The sequence below is a fragment of the Aeromonas rivuli genome (genome assembly GCF_020149575.1).
Lineage (GTDB): Bacteria > Pseudomonadota > Gammaproteobacteria > Enterobacterales > Aeromonadaceae > Aeromonas > Aeromonas rivuli.
Genome location: NZ_CP079742.1, coordinates 887441 through 905827, shown reverse-complemented (window position 1 = coordinate 905827; position 18387 = coordinate 887441). Strand labels below are relative to the sequence as shown.

The following is an 18387-nucleotide window of genomic DNA, read 5'->3' as shown; positions in this document are numbered from 1 at the left end:
TTTGCTTCTATTGCCTTCCTATATTGCCTTCCGACTCCCCTCTTCTACCTGATGCTGTTCCCTGCCATGCAAGGCTCAAGTCACTGCTGCTCGCTCTCTCTTCCTGCTTGGCACCATGAAAAACGGTGGCCTGAGCCACCGTCTTGATACTTGCAGGTCCAGCACAGCCTTATTTATCGATCTCCAGCATATGGTTGTTCAACATGAAATCGATCACCTGAGTCGAGGTCGCGCCCGCATTGCCCGTCAGGGTATCGAAGCTGTGATTCATCAGCACTATCTCCTGAGTCACCGGCGCCGCGCTGCTCTCCTTCACCTGCAGATGCACCCCTTCGCTGTCCTGGAAGACGGAAAGCAACCCCTTCAGGGAGCTCTGGTTCTTGCTGCCATCGCTGTCGAGCAGATCGCTCAGGTCCAGCTTGTCCCCTTCGGACTTGGAGAAGTCGAGCACATAGTCCTTGGCGACCGAGCCTGCGACCGTGTCCCCCTTCAGCCAGGTGAAGGCATCTGATCCCGCATCCCCCTTCAGGATGTCGTTGCCGAGGCCCCCAGTCAGGATGTCATTGCCCAAGCCACCGCTCAGGGTGTCGTTACCGGTACCGCCATAGAGGGCATCGTTGCCAGCATCACCGGAGAGTTCGTCGTTACCTCCCTGGCCGAAGAGGATGTCGTCTCCCAGGCCACCATACAGCTTGTCGTGCCCGCCACGAGTATCACCTGCGACATCAAATGACTTGGCATTGCCCTTGATATATTCGTACAGCTCTACGGTGCTGGGGGCATAGCCGTTCTTCAAGGTCAGGAACTGGGTCAAGCCATCCAGTCCCTTGCCATTGACCCAGTCCGTCGGCTTGGCCGGATTGCCCGCCGCGCCCCAGGGCAGATAATCGGTGTTAATGGCATCGCCAAACAGGATGTCGCTGCCTGCACCGCCATTGACAGTATCCGAACCAACCTCTGCGGGAGTATTCGTCACCGAGCCACCCACAAGCACGGCCTGGAGATCCTCGGCCTTGGTGATAATGTCGGGTTGACCGATCGGCGGATAGTCCGTCACCTTGGCGAGGTTATCTATCACCAGCGTGGCCGACGTGTTATCCCAACCCCGACTCCAACTCCAACCGTCATCTATATCATTCAATGTAAAGACATAGCGATAATCGGCAGCGACTAAAGGACCACTGTCTATCATTCCGGTCGTATTTAAAGCACTACCGACATTGACCCAGCTCGAGCCATTCCAGCGCTGTAATTGCACCGAGAAACTGTCACCGGAAGAAAAATCGCTATCTGTAGACAAATCAAAGCGGATGCCATTACCCGCCGCCACCGCCAGTGTTGCACTGGTAAAGATCGACGCACCGGAAGAGGCTTTATCAGTTAACTCAATCTTGTCGTTGTCTCTCACAACGGTGCCGGAGCTATCACCAGTTTTACCCCAACTGCTCGCTCTCCACACACCACTATTACTCGAGAAGTCATTCAGTATTTGCGACTGGCCATATTGACTGCTCGCACCGGTCACCTGGGTATTGTCGAAATACTTCAGGTTACCCTCCGTCACACCGGTACCTATGCCAATCGCCTTGACCTCGCTCAATCCCGACAGAGACGTAAAGACATCGATGGCCTTCTGCATGTCGGCATCATTCGTGGTACCACCGGACGATGATTTGTCACCGTTGTACGTCGTGGGATCACCGTCGGTCAGGAAGTAGGTCAGGTTTTCGAATTTCAGGTCTGTCCCGCTCCCCGGCTTGGTATTGAACCACTCGGTCGCCTTGATGAAGGCATCCTCGTAGTTGGTGCCACCATCAGCAGACAAGGCCGTGATCTTGTTGATCAGCGTCTGCAGGTTTGCCGAGTTGAGATCTTCAATCTTCAACATATTGCTGGCCGACCCGGCGAAACCGATCAGCGTCACGTTGACCACGCCATCGTGGCTGGCCAGCTGATTGGCCAACACTTTCAGTGCATTGATCGTCAATGTCATTCGATCCTGACCTCGGCTGGGCTCCTTATTCCCATCCAGGCCATATGCCATGCTGCCTGAGGTGTCCACAATCAGCGCGACATTGTAATTCTTGCCAGGCTCGACCGACGTCTTGATGCCACCTATATCCCCCAGCAGCACATCATCACCACCGCCGCCATCAAGGGTGTTGTCACCATTCGGATTGGCCGGTTTGATCATGAAGCCGGCGTCTGCCTCGGTAAATTTCACTTCACCCGAGATAGGTTGACCATTCATATCGTACTCTTGCGAGCCCGCCACAACGGTAACCTTGATATTCTGGCTACCGACCGGCAGTTCAATCTGCAGCGACAATTTGCCATCCTGATCCAGCATGCTGGCTGGCACCTTCCAACTGCCGTCAGCCTGCAGAGTACCGCCGGAGACCTCAGCCCCCTGCGGCAGTCCCTTGATGGTCAGCTCGGTAAAGCGCTCGCTACCGTCTGTGTCTATCAAGTCAGCATCAATCTTCAGGGTTGCAAGGTCGGCAACCTTGCTCAGTTGGCCACCCTCAAACTCGTACTTGCCATCTTGCAGATAGAGGGTTTCGACACTGTAGAAGTCATGGTTGGTCACAGCCCCAGTGACAGGGTCCGTATAGACAAGCCGGTAGTCGCAGCTGTTGGGCAAACCGGTCGTGACCAGTTTCAGCGCCTTCATCGAGCCGGGCATGTAGGCAACGTCCTGGCCGTCACCACCGTAATAGGAAGTGGTTGCCTTCAGACTTTGAGAGATAAGCGTATCGTTGCCCCCATCCCCCTGCAGCTTGACCGAGGACGTTGCATTCTTGCCACCGATCAGAATGTCATCTCCGTCACCGCCAATCAGGACCTCATTGACGCTGGCCCCACCGATCAGGGTGTCGTTGCCAGCCCCACCGATCGCCTGGAAGCTTGTACCGCTGCCGAACTTGATCGTGTCGTTGCCAGCCCCGCCATCTACCCAGCTGCCATTGCTGGACACCAGATAATCATTCCCTCCGGTCGGGTTCGATGATGGATTTTTGCCTTGCAAGGAGTCCAGGATCTCTTCCACCTTCGCCGCACCCGGAGTCAAACCGCCACTCACCAGCTCAACCTTGAGGGTCACGCCATCAACCACTGGCTTGATATCAATAACGAACTTGGCATTGTCACTGGCATTGACGCCATCGCTGACCTGGTAATCAAAGGCGGCATAATCGCCAAGCTTGTTGCCCGGAGTGCCGCCATTGTTGCCCGCAGCCGAGCTCGACTCATGAAGGTCAGGCAAGAACTGCAGCTTGCCTGCATCAATATCCCCCTTGCTGAATGTCAGCCCGCTATTCACCAGAGCCTGTGTCACTGTCTGCCATTTACCGTCAGCATCCTTGTACTGGAGCAAGCCATCGGCTGGCAGTGAAGTGATTTTGATCGACAGCTGAGCATCTGGTGTATCGGCATCGCTGGCCTTGAAATCGCTCCACTTCAGGGAAAGCGGGGTGTCTTCGGCGCCACTGGCGTAGCCGCCGGAAGTGACGGGAACGGCCAATACCAGCGCAGTATCGCTGCCCGGCAGGGAGGTGTTGCCCGCCTTGTCGGTCTGGGTCGCGGTCACCGTCAACGATGTTCCATTGCCCGGCGTCGCTTCAGTCCAGCTGACAACGCCGTTCTGATAGCCATAGCTCTTGCCATTGTTCGATTGCAGTGTGCCATCGGCTTTCAACGTCAGTTCAACCGTACTGCTGACGACACCATTGTTGATGATCAGCGTCACCTTGCCGCCAGCGACCAGATCGGCATGGTTGACCCCGGCACGCACCTGGATCTGATCGTTGCCGATCTCGGTCTTGGTCAGCTTCTGGTCGTTGTTCACGTCATCCACGATGACTACCGTCGGCGCGCCAGTGGCGGTGGTATCACCCATAGTCGCGCTGTCGCTACCCGGCAGGGATTCGTTGCCCGCCCCGTCGACGATGGTGGCAGTGACGGTGATCTTCTGGCCATCAGCCGGACGGTCAAACTCGTAGCCCACCTTGCCCGCCGTGATATCGGTATCGCTCAGCACCCGGTCGGCCTGGCCGCTCACCTTGAGGGTGTCGCCGGCCTTGGCATCGGTCGGCAGGCTGACGTTGACGTCTACCTTGCCGCTAATCTCGGTGTTGCTGATGGTGCCGTCGTTATCTGTGTCTTCGGTGATGGTCACGGTCGGCGCACCGGTGGCGGTGGTATCGCCCATGGTCGCGCTGTCGCTACCCGGCAGGGATTCGTTGCCCGCCCCGTCGACGATGGTGGCGGTCACGGTGAGCTTCACCCCGTCCGCCGGACGGTCAAACTCGTAAGCCACCTTGCCCGCCGTGATGTCGGCATCGCTCAGCACCCGGTCGACCTGGCCACTCACCTTGAGGGTGTCGCCGGCCTTGGCATCGGTCGGCAGGCCGACGTTCACGTCTACCTTGCCGCTGATTTCGGTGCGGTCGATGGTGCCGTCGTTGTTGGCATCTTCGGTGATGACTACGGTTGGCGCGCCAGTGGCGGTGGTGTCACCCATGACTGCGCTGTCTTTACCTTCGGCCGAAACGTTACCCGCCCCATCCACAATGGTGGCGGTGACGGTCAGTTTCACGCCGTCGGCCGGACGGTCAAACTCGTAGCCCACCTTGCCCGCCGTGATGTCGGTATCGCTCAGCACCCGGTCGGCCTGGCCGCTCACCTTGAGGGTGTCCCCGGCCTTGGCTTCCGCTGGCAGACCCACCTCGACGTTTACGGGGCCTGAAATCTCGCTGTTGCTGATGGTGCCGTCGTTGTTGGTATCCTCGGTGATGACCACGGTCGGCGCGCCGGTCGCGGTGGTGTCACCCATCACCGCGCTGTCGCTGCCTTCTGCCGAGACGTTACCGGCGGCATCGACGATGCTGGCGGTGACAATCAGCTTCACGCCGTCCGCCGGACGGTCAAACTCGTAGCCCACCTTGCCTGCGCTGATGTCGGTATCGGTCAGCACCCGATCGGCCTGGCCGCTCACCTTGAGGGTGTCGCCGGCCTTGGCTTCCGCCGGCAGACCCACTTCGACGTTTACGGGGCCTGAAATCTCGCTGTTGCTGATGGTGCCGTCGTTGTTGCCATCTTCGGTGATGACCACGGTCGGCGCGCCAGTCGCGGTGGTGTCGCCCATGGTGGCGCTGTCTTTACCTTCTGCCGAGACGTTACCGGCGGCATCGACGATGCTGGCGGTGACAATCAGCTTCACGCCGTCCGCCGGACGGTCAAACTCGTAGCCCACCTTGCCTGCGCTGATGTCGGTATCGGTCAGCACCCGATCGGCCTGGCCGCTCACCTTGAGGGTGTCGCCGGCCTTGGCTTCCGCCGGCAGACCCACTTCGACGTTTACGGGGCCTGAAATCTCGCTGTTGCTGATGGTGCCGTCGTTGTTGCCATCTTCGGTGATGACCACGGTCGGCGCGCCAGTCGCGGTGGTGTCGCCCATGGTGGCGCTGTCTTTACCTTCTGCCGAGACGTTACCGGCGGCATCGACGATGCTGGCGGTGACAATCAGCTTCACCCCGTCCGCCGGACGGTCAAACTCGTAGCCCACCTTGCCTGCGCTGATGTCGGTATCGGTCAGCACCCGGTCTGCCTGGCCGCTCACCTTGAGGGTGTCGCCGGCCTTGGCTTCCGCCGGAAGGCCCACTTCGACGTTTACGGGGCCTGAAATCTCGCTGTTGCTGATGGTGCCGTCGTTGTTGCCATCTTCGGTGATGACCACGGTCGGCGCGCCAGTCGCGGTGGTGTCGCCCATGGTGGCGCTGTCTTTACCTTCTGCCGAGACGTTACCGGCGGCATCGACGATGCTGGCGGTGACAATCAGCTTCACCCCGTCCGCCGGACGGTCAAACTCGTAGCCCACCTTGCCTGCGCTGATGTCGGTATCGGTCAGCACCCGGTCTGCCTGGCCGCTCACCTTGAGGGTGTCGCCGGCCTTGGCTTCCGCCGGAAGGCCCACTTCGACATTCACTTTGCCGCTGATTTCGGTGCGGTCGATGGTGCCGTCGTTGTTGGCATCTTCGGTGATGACTACGGTTGGCGCGCCAGTGGCGGTGGTGTCACCCATGACTGCGCTGTCTTTACCTTCGGCCGAAACGTTACCCGCCCCATCCACAATGGTGGCGGTGACGGTCAGTTTCACGCCGTCGGCCGGACGGTCAAACTCGTAGCCCACCTTGCCCGCCGTGATGTCGGTATCGCTCAGCACCCGGTCGGCCTGGCCGCTCACCTTGAGGGTGTCACCCGCCTTGGCCTCGGCCGGCAGGCCCACTTCCACGTTCACCTTGCCGCTAATCTCGCTGTTGCTGATGGTGCCGTCGTTGTTGCCATCTTCGGTGATGACCACGGTCGGCGCGCCAGTCGCGGTGGTGTCACCCATCACCGCGCTGTCGCTGCCTTCTGCCGAGACGTTACCGGCGGCATCGACGATGCTGGCGGTGACAATCAGCTTCACCCCGTCCGCCGGACGGTCAAACTCGTAGCCCACCTTGCCAGCGCTGATGTCGGCATCGCTCAGCACCCGGTCTGCCTGGCCGCTCACCTTGAGGGTGTCGCCAGCCTTGGCTTCCGCCGGCAGGCCCACTTCGACATTCACCTGGCCGTTGATTTCGGTGCGGTCGATGGTGCCGTCGTTATCGGTGTCTTCGGTGATGACCACGGTCGGTGCACCGGTCGCGGTGGTGTCGCCCATGACCGCGCTGTCTTTGCCTTCGGCCGAGACGTTGCCCGCACCATCCACTAGGGTGGCGGTGACGGTCAGACCGGCGCCGTCCGCCGGACGGTCAAACTCGTAAGCCACCTTGCCGGCACTGATGTCGGCATCGCTCAGCACCCGGTCTGCCTGGCCGCTCACCTTGAGGGTGTCACCGGCCTTGGCATCCGCTGGCAGACCCACTTCCACGTTCACCTTGCCGCTGATCTCGGTGTTGCTGATGGTGCCGTCGTTGTTGCCATCTTCGGTGATAACCACGGTCGGCGCGCCAGTGGCGGTGGTGTCGCCCATGGTGGCACTGTCGCTGCCCGGCAGAGAGACGTTGCCCGCCCCATCCACAATGGTGGCGGTGACGGTGATCTTCTGACTATCAGCCGGGCGGTCAAACTCGTAAGCCACCTTGCCGGCGCTGATGTCGGCATCGCTCAGCACCCGGTCAGCCTGGCCGCTCACCTTGAGGGTGTCGCCCGCCTTGGCCTCGGCCGGCAGACCCACCTCGACGTTTACGGGGCCGCGGATCTCGGTGTTGCTGATGGTGCCGTCGTTGTTGGCATCTTCGGTGATGGTCACGGTCGGCGCACCGGTCGCGGTGGTGTCGCCCATGGTCGCGCTGTCGCTACCCGGCAGGGATTCGTTGCCCGCCCCATCCACCAGGGTGGCGGTGACGGTGATCTTCTGGCCGTCCGCCGGACGGTCAAACTCGTAGCCCACCTTGCCAGCGCTGATGTCGGCATCGCTCAGCACCCGGTCGGCCTGGCCGCTCACCTTGAGGGTGTCGCCCGCCTTGGCTTCCGCCGGCAGACTCACCTCGACGTTGATTGCACCATTTATCTCGCTGTTGCTGATGGTGCCGTCGTTGTTGGTATCCTCGGTGATGACTACCGTCGGCGCGCCAGTGGCGGTGGTGTCACCCATGGTGGCACTGTCGCTGCCTTCAGCCGAGACGTTGCCCGCCCCATCCACAATGGTGGCGGTGACGGTCAGACCGGCGCCGTCCGCCGGACGGTCAAACTCGTAAGCCACCTTGCCGGCGCTGATGTCGGCATCGCTCAGCACCCGATCAGCCTGGCCGCTCACCTTGAGGGTGTCGCCGGCCTTGGCATCCGCTGGCAGGCCGACGTTGACGTCTACCTTGCCGCTAATCTCGGTGCGGTCGATGGTGCCGTCGTTGTTGCCATCCTCGGTGATGGTCACGGTCGGCGCGCCAGTAGCGGTGGTGTCACCCATCACAGCGCTGTCGCTGCCCGGCAGGGATTCGTTGCCCGCCCCATCCACCAGGGTAGCGGTGACAGTCAGACCGGCGCCATCCGCCGGACGGTCAAACTCGTAGCCCACCTTGCCTGCGCTGATGTCGGCATCGGTCAATACCCGGTCTGCCTGGCCGCTCACCTTGAGGGTGTCACCGGCCTTGGCATCCGCTGGCAGACCCACTTCCACGTTCACCTTGCCGCTGATCTCGGTGTTGCTGATGGTGCCGTCGTTGTTGGCATCTTCGGTGATGACCACCGTCGGCGCACCGGTCGCGGTGGTGTCGCCCATGGTCGCGCTGTCGCTACCCGGCAGGGATTCGTTGCCCGCCGCGTCGACGATGGTGGCAGTCACGGTGAGCTTCACCCCGTCCGCCGGACGGTCAAACTCGTAAGCCACCTTGCCAGCGCTGATGTCGGCATCGCTCAGCACCCGGTCTGCCTGGCCGCTCACCTTGAGGGTGTCACCCGCCTTGGCCTCAGCCGGCAGGCCCACTTCCACGTTCACCTTGCCGCTGATCTCGGTGCGGTCGATGGTGCCGTCGTTGTTGGCATCTTCGGTGATGACCACCGTCGGCGCACCGGTCGCGGTGGTGTCGCCCATCACCGCGCTATCGCTGCCTTCTGCCGAGACGTTACCGGCGGCATCGACGATGCTGGCGGTAACAGTCAGCTTCACGCCGTCCGCCGGACGGTCAAACTCGTAAGCCACCTTGCCGGCGCTGATGTCGGCATCGCTCAGCACCCGGTCGGCCTGGCCGCTCATCTTGAGGGTGTTGCCCGCCTTGGCTTCCGCTGGCAAACCCACCTCGACGTTGATTGCACCATTTATCTCGTTGTTGCTGATGGTGCCGTCGTTGTTGGCATCTTCGGTGATGACCACGGTCGGCGCACCGGTCGCGGTGGTGTCGCCCATAGTCGCGCTGTCGCTACCCGGCAGGGATTCGTTGCCCGCCCCGTCGACGATGGTGGCGGTCACGGTCAGCGTCACCCCGTCTGCCGGACGGTCAAATTCGTAAACCACCTTGCCCGCCGTGATGTCGGCATCGGTCAGCACCCGGTCGGCCTGGCCGCTCACCTTGAGGGTGTCGCCAACCTTGGCTTCCGCCGGCAGGCCGACGTTAACGTCTACCTTGCCGCTAATTTCGGTGCGATCGATGGTGCCGTCGTTGTTGGCATCCTCGGTGATGGTCACGGTCGGCGCACCGGTGGCGGTGGTGTCACCCATCACCGCGCTGTCGCGGCCTTCAGCCGAGACGTTACCGGCGGCATCGACGATGGTGGCGGTGACGGTCAGCGTCACGCCATCAGCCGGACGGTCAAACTCGTAGCCCACCTTGCCCGCCGTGATGTCGGTATCGCTCAGCACCCGATCGGCCTGGCCGCTCACCTTGAGGGTGTCGCCCGCCTTGGCTTCCGCCGGCAGACTCACCTCGACGTTGATTGCACCATTTATCTCGCTGTTGCTGATGGTGCCGTCGTTATCTGTGTCTTCGGTGATGGTCACGGTCGGCGCACCGGTCGCGGTGGTGTCGCCCATCACCGCGCTGTCGCTGCCTTCAGCCGAGACGTTACCGGCGGCATCGACGATGCTGGCGGTGACGGTCAGACCGGCGCCATCCGCCGGACGGTCAAACTCGTAAGCCACCTTGCCCGCCGTGATGTCGGCATCGGTCAATACCCGGTCTGCCTGGCCGCTCACCTTGAGGGTGTTGCCGGCCTTGGCATCCGCTGGCAGACCCACTTCCACGTTCACCTTGCCGCTGATCTCGGTGTTGCTGATGGTGCCGTCGTTGTTGCCATCTTCGGTGATAACCACGGTCGGCGCGCCAGTGGCGGTGGTGTCGCCCATGGTGGCACTGTCGCTGCCCGGCAGAGAGACGTTGCCCGCCCCATCCACCAGGGTGGCGGTGACGGTGATCTTCTGGCCGTCCGCCGGACGGTCAAACTCGTAAGCCACCTTGCCGGCGCTGATGTCGGCATCGCTCAGCACCCGGTCAGCCTGGCCGCTCACCTTGAGGGTGTCGCCCGCCTTGGCCTCGGCCGGCAGACCCACCTCGACGTTTACGGGGCCGCGGATCTCGGTGTTGCTGATGGTGCCGTCGTTGTTGGCATCTTCGGTGATGGTCACGGTCGGCGCACCGGTGGCGGTGGTGTCGCCCATGGTCGCGCTGTCGCTACCCGGCAGGGATTCGTTGCCCGCCCCATCCACCAGGGTGGCGGTGACGGTGATCTTCTGGCCGTCCGCCGGACGGTCAAACTCGTAGCCCACCTTGCCAGCGCTGATGTCGGCATCGCTCAGCACCCGGTCTGCCTGGCCGCTCACCTTGAGGGTGTCACCCGCCTTGGCCTCAGCCGGCAGGCCCACTTCCACGTTCACCTTGCCGCTGATCTCGGTGCGGTCGATGGTGCCGTCGTTGTTGGCATCTTCGGTGATGACCACCGTCGGCGCACCGGTCGCGGTGGTGTCGCCCATCACCGCGCTATCGCTGCCTTCTGCCGAGACGTTACCGGCGGCATCGACGATGCTGGCGGTAACAGTCAGCTTCACGCCGTCCGCCGGACGGTCAAACTCGTAAGCCACCTTGCCGGCGCTGATGTCGGCATCGCTCAGCACCCGGTCGGCCTGGCCGCTCACCTTGAGGGTGTTGCCCGCCTTGGCTTCCGCTGGCAAACCCACCTCGACGTTGATTGCACCATTTATCTCGTTGTTGCTGATGGTGCCGTCGTTGTTGGCATCTTCGGTGATGACCACGGTCGGCGCACCGGTCGCGGTGGTGTCGCCCATAGTCGCGCTGTCGCTACCCGGCAGGGATTCGTTGCCCGCCCCGTCGACGATGGTGGCGGTCACGGTCAGCGTCACCCCGTCTGCCGGACGGTCAAATTCGTAAACCACCTTGCCCGCCGTGATGTCGGCATCGGTCAGCACCCGGTCGGCCTGGCCGCTCACCTTGAGGGTGTCGCCAACCTTGGCTTCCGCCGGCAGGCCGACGTTAACGTCTACCTTGCCGCTAATTTCGGTACGATCGATGGTGCCGTCGTTGTTGGCATCTTCGGTGATGACCACGGTCGGCGCGCCAGTAGCTGTGGTGTCACCCATCACCGCGCTGTCTTTGCCTTCAGCCGAGACGTTGCCCGCCCCATCCACAATGGTGGCGGTGACAGTCAGACCGGCGCCGTCGGCCGGGCGGTCAAACTCATAAGCCACCTTGCCCGCCGTGATGTCGGCATCGCTCAGCACCCGGTCGGCCTGGCCGCTCACCTTGAGGGTGTCGCCGGCCTTGGCTTCCGCCGGCAGGCCCACCTCGACGTTTACGGGGCCTGAAATCTCGCTGTTGCTGATGGTGCCGTCGTTGTTGGTATCTTCAGTGATGACCACGGTCGGTGCACCGGTCGCGGTGGTGTCGCCCATCACCGCGCTATCGCTGCCTTCTGCCGAGACGTTACCGGCGGCATCGACGAGGGTGGCGGTGACGGTCAGACCGGCTCCGTCCGCCGGACGGTCAAACTCGTAAGCCACCTTGCCGGCGTTGATGTCGGCATCGCTCAGCACCCGGTCGGCCTGGCCGCTCACCTTGAGGGTGTCGCCGGCCTTGGCTTCCGCTGGCAGGCCGACCTCGACATTCACTTTGCCGTTGATTTCGGTGCGGTCGATGGTACCGTCGTTGTTGGCATCTTCGGTGATGACCACGGTCGGCGCACCGGTCGCGGTGGTGTCACCCATCACCGCGCTGTCACTGCCTTCTGCCGAGACGTTACCGGCGGCATCGACGATGGTGGCAGTGACGGTGAGCTTCACCCCGTCCGCCGGACGGTCAAACTCGTAGCCCACCTTGCCCGCCGTGATGTCGGCATCGCTCAGCACCCGGTCGGCCTGGCCGCTCACCTTGAGGGTGTCGCCCGCCTTGGCTTCCGCCGGCAGGCCCACCTCGACGTTGATTGCACCATTTATCTCGCTGTTGCTGATGGTGCCGTCGTTATCTGTGTCTTCGGTGATGGTCACGGTCGGCGCACCGGTCGCGGTGGTGTCACCCATCACCGCGCTGTCGCGGCCTTCAGCCGAGACGTTACCGGCGGCATCGACGATGGTGGCGGTGACGGTCAGCGTCACGCCATCAGCCGGACGGTCAAACTCGTAGCCCACCTTGCCCGCCGTGATGTCGGTATCGCTCAGCACCCGATCGGCCTGGCCGCTCACCTTGAGGGTGTCGCCCGCCTTGGCTTCCGCCGGCAGACTCACCTCGACGTTGATTGCACCATTTATCTCGCTGTTGCTGATGGTGCCGTCGTTATCTGTGTCTTCGGTGATGACCACGGTCGGCGCACCGGTCGCGGTGGTGTCACCCATGGTGGCACTGTCTTTGCCTTCAGCCGAGACGTTACCCGCCCCATCCACAATGGTGGCGGTGACGGTGATCTTCTGACCATCAGCCGGGCGGTCAAACTCGTAAGCCACCTTGCTGGCGCTGATGTCGGCATCGCTCAGCACCCGGTCAGCCTGGCCGCTCACCTTGAGGGTGTCCCCGGCCTTGGCATCGGTCGGCAGGCCCACTTCGACATTCACTTTGCCGTTGATTTCGGTGCGGTCGATGGTGCCGTCGTTGTCGGCATCTTCGGTGATGACCACGGTCGGCGCGCCGGTGGCGGTGGTGTCACCCATGGTGGCACTGTCGCTGCCTGGCAGGGATTCGTTGCCCGCACCGTCGACGATGCTGGCGGTGACGGTCAGCGTCACGCCATCGGCCGGGCGGTCAAACTCGTAAGCCACCTTGCCCGCCGTGATGTCGGCATCGGTCAGCACCCGGTCTGCCTGGCCGCTCACCTTGAGGGTGTCGCCCGCCTTGGCTTCCGCCGGCAGACCCACCTCGACGTTGATTGCACCATTTATCTCGCTGTTGCTGATAGTGCCGTCGTTGTTGGCATCTTCGGTGATGACCACAGTCGGCGCGCCAGTGGCGGTGGTGTCACCCATGGTGGCACTGTCTTTGCCTTCAGCCGAGACGTTACCGGCGGCATCGACGATGCTGGCGGTAACAGTCAGCTTCACGCCGTCCGCCGGACGGTCAAACTCGTAGCCCACCTTGCCGGCGCTGATGTCGGCATCGCTCAGCACCCGATCGGCCTGGCCGCTCACCTTGAGGGTGTCGCCGGCCTTGGCCTCGGCCGGCAGGCCGACGTTCACGTCTACCTTGCCACTGATTTCGCTGTTGCTGATGGTGCCGTCGTTGTTGCCATCCTCGGTGATGACCACGGTCGGTGCACCGGTCGCGGTGGTGTCGCCCATCACCGCGCTGTCGCTGCCTTCTGCCGAAACGTTGCCGGCGGCATCGACGAGGGTGGCGGTGACGGTGATTTTCTGGCCATCCGCCGGACGGTCAAACTCGTAGCCCACCTTGCCTGCGCTGATGTCGGCATCGGTCAGCACCCGGTCTGCCTGGACGCTCACCTTGAGGGTGTCACCCGCCTTGGCCTCGGCCGGCAGGCCCACTTCCACGTTCACCTTGCCGCGGATCTCGGTGTTGCTGATGGTGCCGTCGTTGTTGGTATCCTCGGTGATGACCACGGTCGGCGCACCGGTGGCAGTGGTGTCGCCCATCACCGCGCTGTCTTTGCCTTCTGCCGAGACGTTACCGGCGGCATCGACGATGGTCGCGGTGACGGTCAGTTTCACGCCGTCCGCCGGACGGTCAAACTCGTAAACCACCTTGCCGGCAGTGATGTCGGCATCGCTCAGCACCCGGTCTGCCTGGCCGCTCACCTTGAGGGTGTCGCCAGCCTTGGCTTCCGCCGGCAGGCCCACTTCGACATTCACATGGCCGTTGATTTCGGTGCGGTCGATGGTACCGTCGTTGTCGGTGTCTTCGGTGATGACCACGGTTGGTGCACCGGTCGCGGTGGTGTCGCCCATGACCGCGCTGTCTTTGCCTTCTGCCGAAACGTTACCAGCGGCATCGACGATGCTGGCGGTAACAGTCAGCTTCACGCCGTCCGCCGGACGGTCAAACTCGTAAGCAACCTTGCCGGCGCTGATGTCGGTATCGCTCAGCACCCGGTCGGCCTGGCCGCTCACCTTGAGGGTGTCGCCAGCCTTGGCATCGGTCGGCAGGCCCACCTCGACATTCACTTTGCCGTTGATTTCGGTGCGGTCGATGGTGCCGTCGTTGTTGGTATCTTCGGTGATAACTACTGTCGGCGCGCCGGTGGCGGTGGTGTCGCCCATGGTGGCACTGTCGCTGCCCGGCAGGGAGACGTTGCCCGCCCCATCCACCAGGGTGGCGGTGACAGTCAGACCGGCGCCGTCGGCCGGACGGTCAAACTCGTAGCCCACCTTGCCCGCCGTGATGTCGGCATCGCTCAGCACCCGGTCTGCCTGGCCGCTCACCTTGAGGGTGTCGCCCGCCTTGGCTTCCGCCGGCAGACCCACTTCCACGTTCACCTTGCCGCTAATCTCGCTGTTGCTGATGGTGCCGTCGTTGTTGGCATCTTCGGTGATGACCACCGTCGGCGCGCCGGTGGCGGTGGTGTCGCCCATCACCGCGCTGTCGCTGCCTTCTGCCGAAACGTTGCCGGCGGCATCGACGAGGGTGGCGGTCACGGTCAGCGTCACGCCATCCGCCGGACGGTCAAACTCGTAAGCCACCTTGCCAGCGCTGATGTCGGCATCGCTCAGCACCCGGTCGGCCTGGCCGCTCACCTTGAGGGTGTCACCCGCCTTGGCATCCGCCGGCAGGCCGACGTTCACGTCTACCTTGCCGCTGATTTCGGTGCGGTCGATGGTGCCGTCGTTATCTGTGTCTTCGGTGATGACCACGGTCGGCGCGCCAGTGGCGGTGGTGTCGCCCATCACTGCGCTGTCTTTACCTTCTGCCGAGACGTTGCCGGCCCCATCCACAATGCTGGCGGTGACGGTGATCTTCTGGCCATCAGCCGGACGGTCAAACTCGTAGCCCACCTTGCCGGCGCTGATGTCGGTATCGCTCAGCACCCGGTCAGCCTGGCCGCTCACCTTGAGGGTGTCGCCGGCCTTGGCTTCGGTCGGCAGGCCGACGTTAACGTCTACCTTGCCGCTGATTTCGGTGCGGTCGATGGTGCCGTCGTTGTCGGCATCTTCGGTGATGACCACGGTCGGCGCACCGGTCGCGGTGGTGTCGCCCATGGTGGCACTGTCGCTGCCCGGCAGGGATTCGTTGCCCGCCCCGTCGACGAGGGTGGCGGTGACAATCAGCTTCACGCCATCAGCCGGGCGGTCAAACTCGTAAGCCACCTTGCCCGCCGTGATGTCGGCATCGCTCAGCACCCGGTCAGCCTGGCCACTCACCTTGAGGGTGTCGCCGGCCTTGGCATCGGTCGGCAGGCCCACCTCGACGTTGATTGCACCATTTATCTCGCTGTTGCTGATGGTGCCGTCGTTGTTGGTATCTTCGGTAATGACCACGGTCGGCGCACCGGTGGCGGTGGTGTCGCCCATGGTGGCACTGTCGCGGCCTTCAGCCGAGACGTTACCGGCGGCATCCACGAGGGTGGCGGTGATGGTAATCTTCTGGCCATCAGCCGGACGGTCAAACTCGTAGCCCACCTTGCCCGCCGTGATGTCGGTATCGCTCAGCACCCGGTCTGCCTGGCCGCTCACCTTGAGGGTGTCGCCGGCCTTGGCTTCGGTCGGCAGGCCGACGTTAACGTCTACCTTGCCGCTGATTTCGGTGCGGTCGATGGTGCCGTCGTTGTCGGCATCTTCGGTGATGACTACGGTCGGCGCGCCAGTGGCGGTGGTGTCACCCATGACCGCGCTGTCTTTACCTTCTGCCGAGACGTTGCCGGCGGCATCGACGAGGGTGGCGGTGACAGTCAGACCGGCGCCGTCCGCAGGGCGGTCAAACTCGTAGCCCACCTTGCCAGCGCTGATGTCGGCATCGCTCAGCACCCGGTCAGCCTGGCCGCTCACCTTGAGGGTGTCACCCGCCTTGGCTTCCGCTGGCAGACTCACCTCGACGTTTACGGGGCCTGAAATCTCGCTGTTGCTGATGGTGCCGTCGTTGTTGGCATCTTCGGTGATGACCACGGTCGGCGCACCGGTCGCGGTGGTGTCGCCCATGACCGCGCTGTCTTTACCTTCTGCCGAAACGTTACCGGCGGCATCGACGATGGTGGCGGTGACGGTGAGCTTCACCCCGTCCGCCGGACGGTCAAACTCGTAGCCCACCTTGCCTGCGCTGATGTCGGTATCGGTCAGCACCCGATCGGCCTGGCCGCTCACCTTGAGGGTGTCGCCGGCCTTGGCATCGGTCGGCAGGCTGACGTTGACGTCTACCTTGCCGCTGATTTCGGTGCGGTCGATGGTGCCGTCGTTATCGATGTCCTCGGTAATGACTACCGTCGGCGCGCCAGTGGCCTGGGTGTCGATGGCCGCGCTGTCGCTGCCGCCGCTTCCTTGGTTGCCGGCCAGATCGGTGTAGCTCTCCGGCTTGACGGTGACGGAGGCGGTGCCTTCAAAGTTGGCATCCGGGGTGAAGGTCCCGCTCCACGTCTTGCCGCCGTCGGAAGTAGTCAGCCCGGTCACGGTGCCGCCGACCACGGTCAGGTCACTCGGATCGAACCCGGTCACCTGCTCGCTGAAGGTGAAGGTGACGTCACTGGTCTCGCCCACGGTCAGCTGGGTGTCGACGATGTCGACCAGCACGCTCGGGCCCTGGGTGTCCACGCTGTAGCCTTCGCTGCCAGTTGCTGTGGTGCTGTTGCCCGCCGCATCTGTGGTGGTCACTCTGGCGTCGATCAGCTTGTCGCCATCCGCCACCAAATCCGCACCCGGCACCTTGATGTTGAAGGTCTTGTCGGCCAGCACCAGGCCGGTAAACGTCTTGCCGTTCACCGTCAGGATGACGGTGTCGCCCACCCTGACGTCACCACCCACAGTGCCGGTGATCGCGATGTTCTGGTTCGCTTCCGCCGCGTTGATGATGTCATCCGGCGTGATGTCGGCATCCAGGGTGATACGAGCATCCGGCGCCGTGGTGTCGAGCGAGGTGGTGTCATCACGGGCGTCAGCACGGTTGCCCGCCGCATCTGTGGCACTGGCCACGACGGTCAGATTGCCATCCGCCAGCCCGCTCAGATCCGCGGTGGTGCTGTAGTTGCCATTGCCATCGATGACGGCTGTGACAGTCACCTTGTCACCGTTGGCATCAGTGATCACCAGGGTCACGGTGCGACCCGGGCCGACATCGGAGGTGCCAGTGATGGGCGCGTTGCCCACATTGTCGCCGTTCACGTCATCCAGGCTCACCGTGATGTTGGCGGTGGTGTCCACGCTGCCATCATCGGCGGCAGTGCCGGTGTTGCCGGCGGGATCGGTCACGCTGGCGGTCACCTTATAACCGCCATCCGGCAATGGGGTGACCACATTCGAGCTGTAAGTCCCATCCGGCTGAACTGTGGCCATCAGGGTCTGTTGGTTGCCATTGGCATCGGTCACCACCAGGGTCACTGTGCTGCCAGGGGCGGCATTGGTGGTCCCAGTGATGGTCGGGGTGCTGTCGTTGGTGTTATCCGGCGCAGTCACAGTGACGGAAGGCGCCGTGCTGTCCACGCTGCCATCGTCGGCGGCAGTGCCGGTGTTGCCGGCAGGATCGGTCACGGAAGCCGTCACCCTGTAGTCGCCATCAGCCAGGGGCGTCGCCACATCCACACTGAAGCTGCCATCCGGATTGACCGTGGCGATCAGGATCTGCTGATTGCCATTGGCATCCGTCACCACCAGGGTCACTGTGCTGCCGGGGGCGGCATCCGTGATGCCGGTGAGGGTCGGGGTAGCGTCCTTGATATTGTCGGGAGCCGAGACCGAGATCTGCGGTGCTGTCGCATCCAGCAGCAGTTCATCTGCTGCGGCAGGAAGATCCTCTCGCCGCACAATGGCGCTGGCTGGTTCGTCCGTATCGAAACCACCCTGAGCCAGGGTCGAATCGGCGCTGCGATCAACCACGATAAAGCCCCCGTTGCCGCTTCCTCCCGCCACACCGCCACCCGCCGCCGGGGCCCCCCCCGCTGCTGACGCTTCGAATGCCTTGGTCGGATCCACGCCGTCAAGAATGGCAGCCTGCAAGGCTGCAATGTCATCGCTGACAGCCCCCGTGGCCGAGGGTTCACCCTCTCCCTGGTTGAGGGCCAACAGTACACCGTCACCTGCGGGATCCAGCTCATCAGGATGGAGGTCGGCCACTGGCAGCGAGATCTGCAATGTACCGGCACCAAGGGTGCCTCCCTCAGGCGAGAGCAACTGTGCGCCTTTGGCGACGGCATCCCCTTCGGCCAACTGACGCAGGCTGCCATCCTCACCGACCAGGTATACCGGCTGGGTCAAATGGGTCACGACTATGTCCTGTTCCAAGGTGATGGTATTGGCGCTCATGCTCTCTCCTG

The 18387-nt window shown here is 62.9% G+C and carries 1 protein-coding gene; it reads right to left on the bottom strand.

The window, feature by feature from the left end; all coding sequences use genetic code 11:
• Positions 1 to 169 precede the first annotated feature (169 nt).
• The gene (locus KYK33_RS04295) at positions 170 to 18376 is read right to left on the bottom strand and encodes an Ig-like domain-containing protein (protein ID WP_224432126.1); all 18207 of its coding nucleotides are present in this window, start codon (positions 18374 to 18376) and stop codon (positions 170 to 172) included.
• Positions 18377 to 18387: the final 11 nt, after the last annotated feature.

Bases quoted from the DNA above. Each gene is read 5' to 3' on its own strand.
- KYK33_RS04295 (WP_224432126.1), bottom strand. From the start codon at position 18,376: ATGAGCGCCAATACCATCACCTTGGAACAGGACATAGTCGTGACCCAT.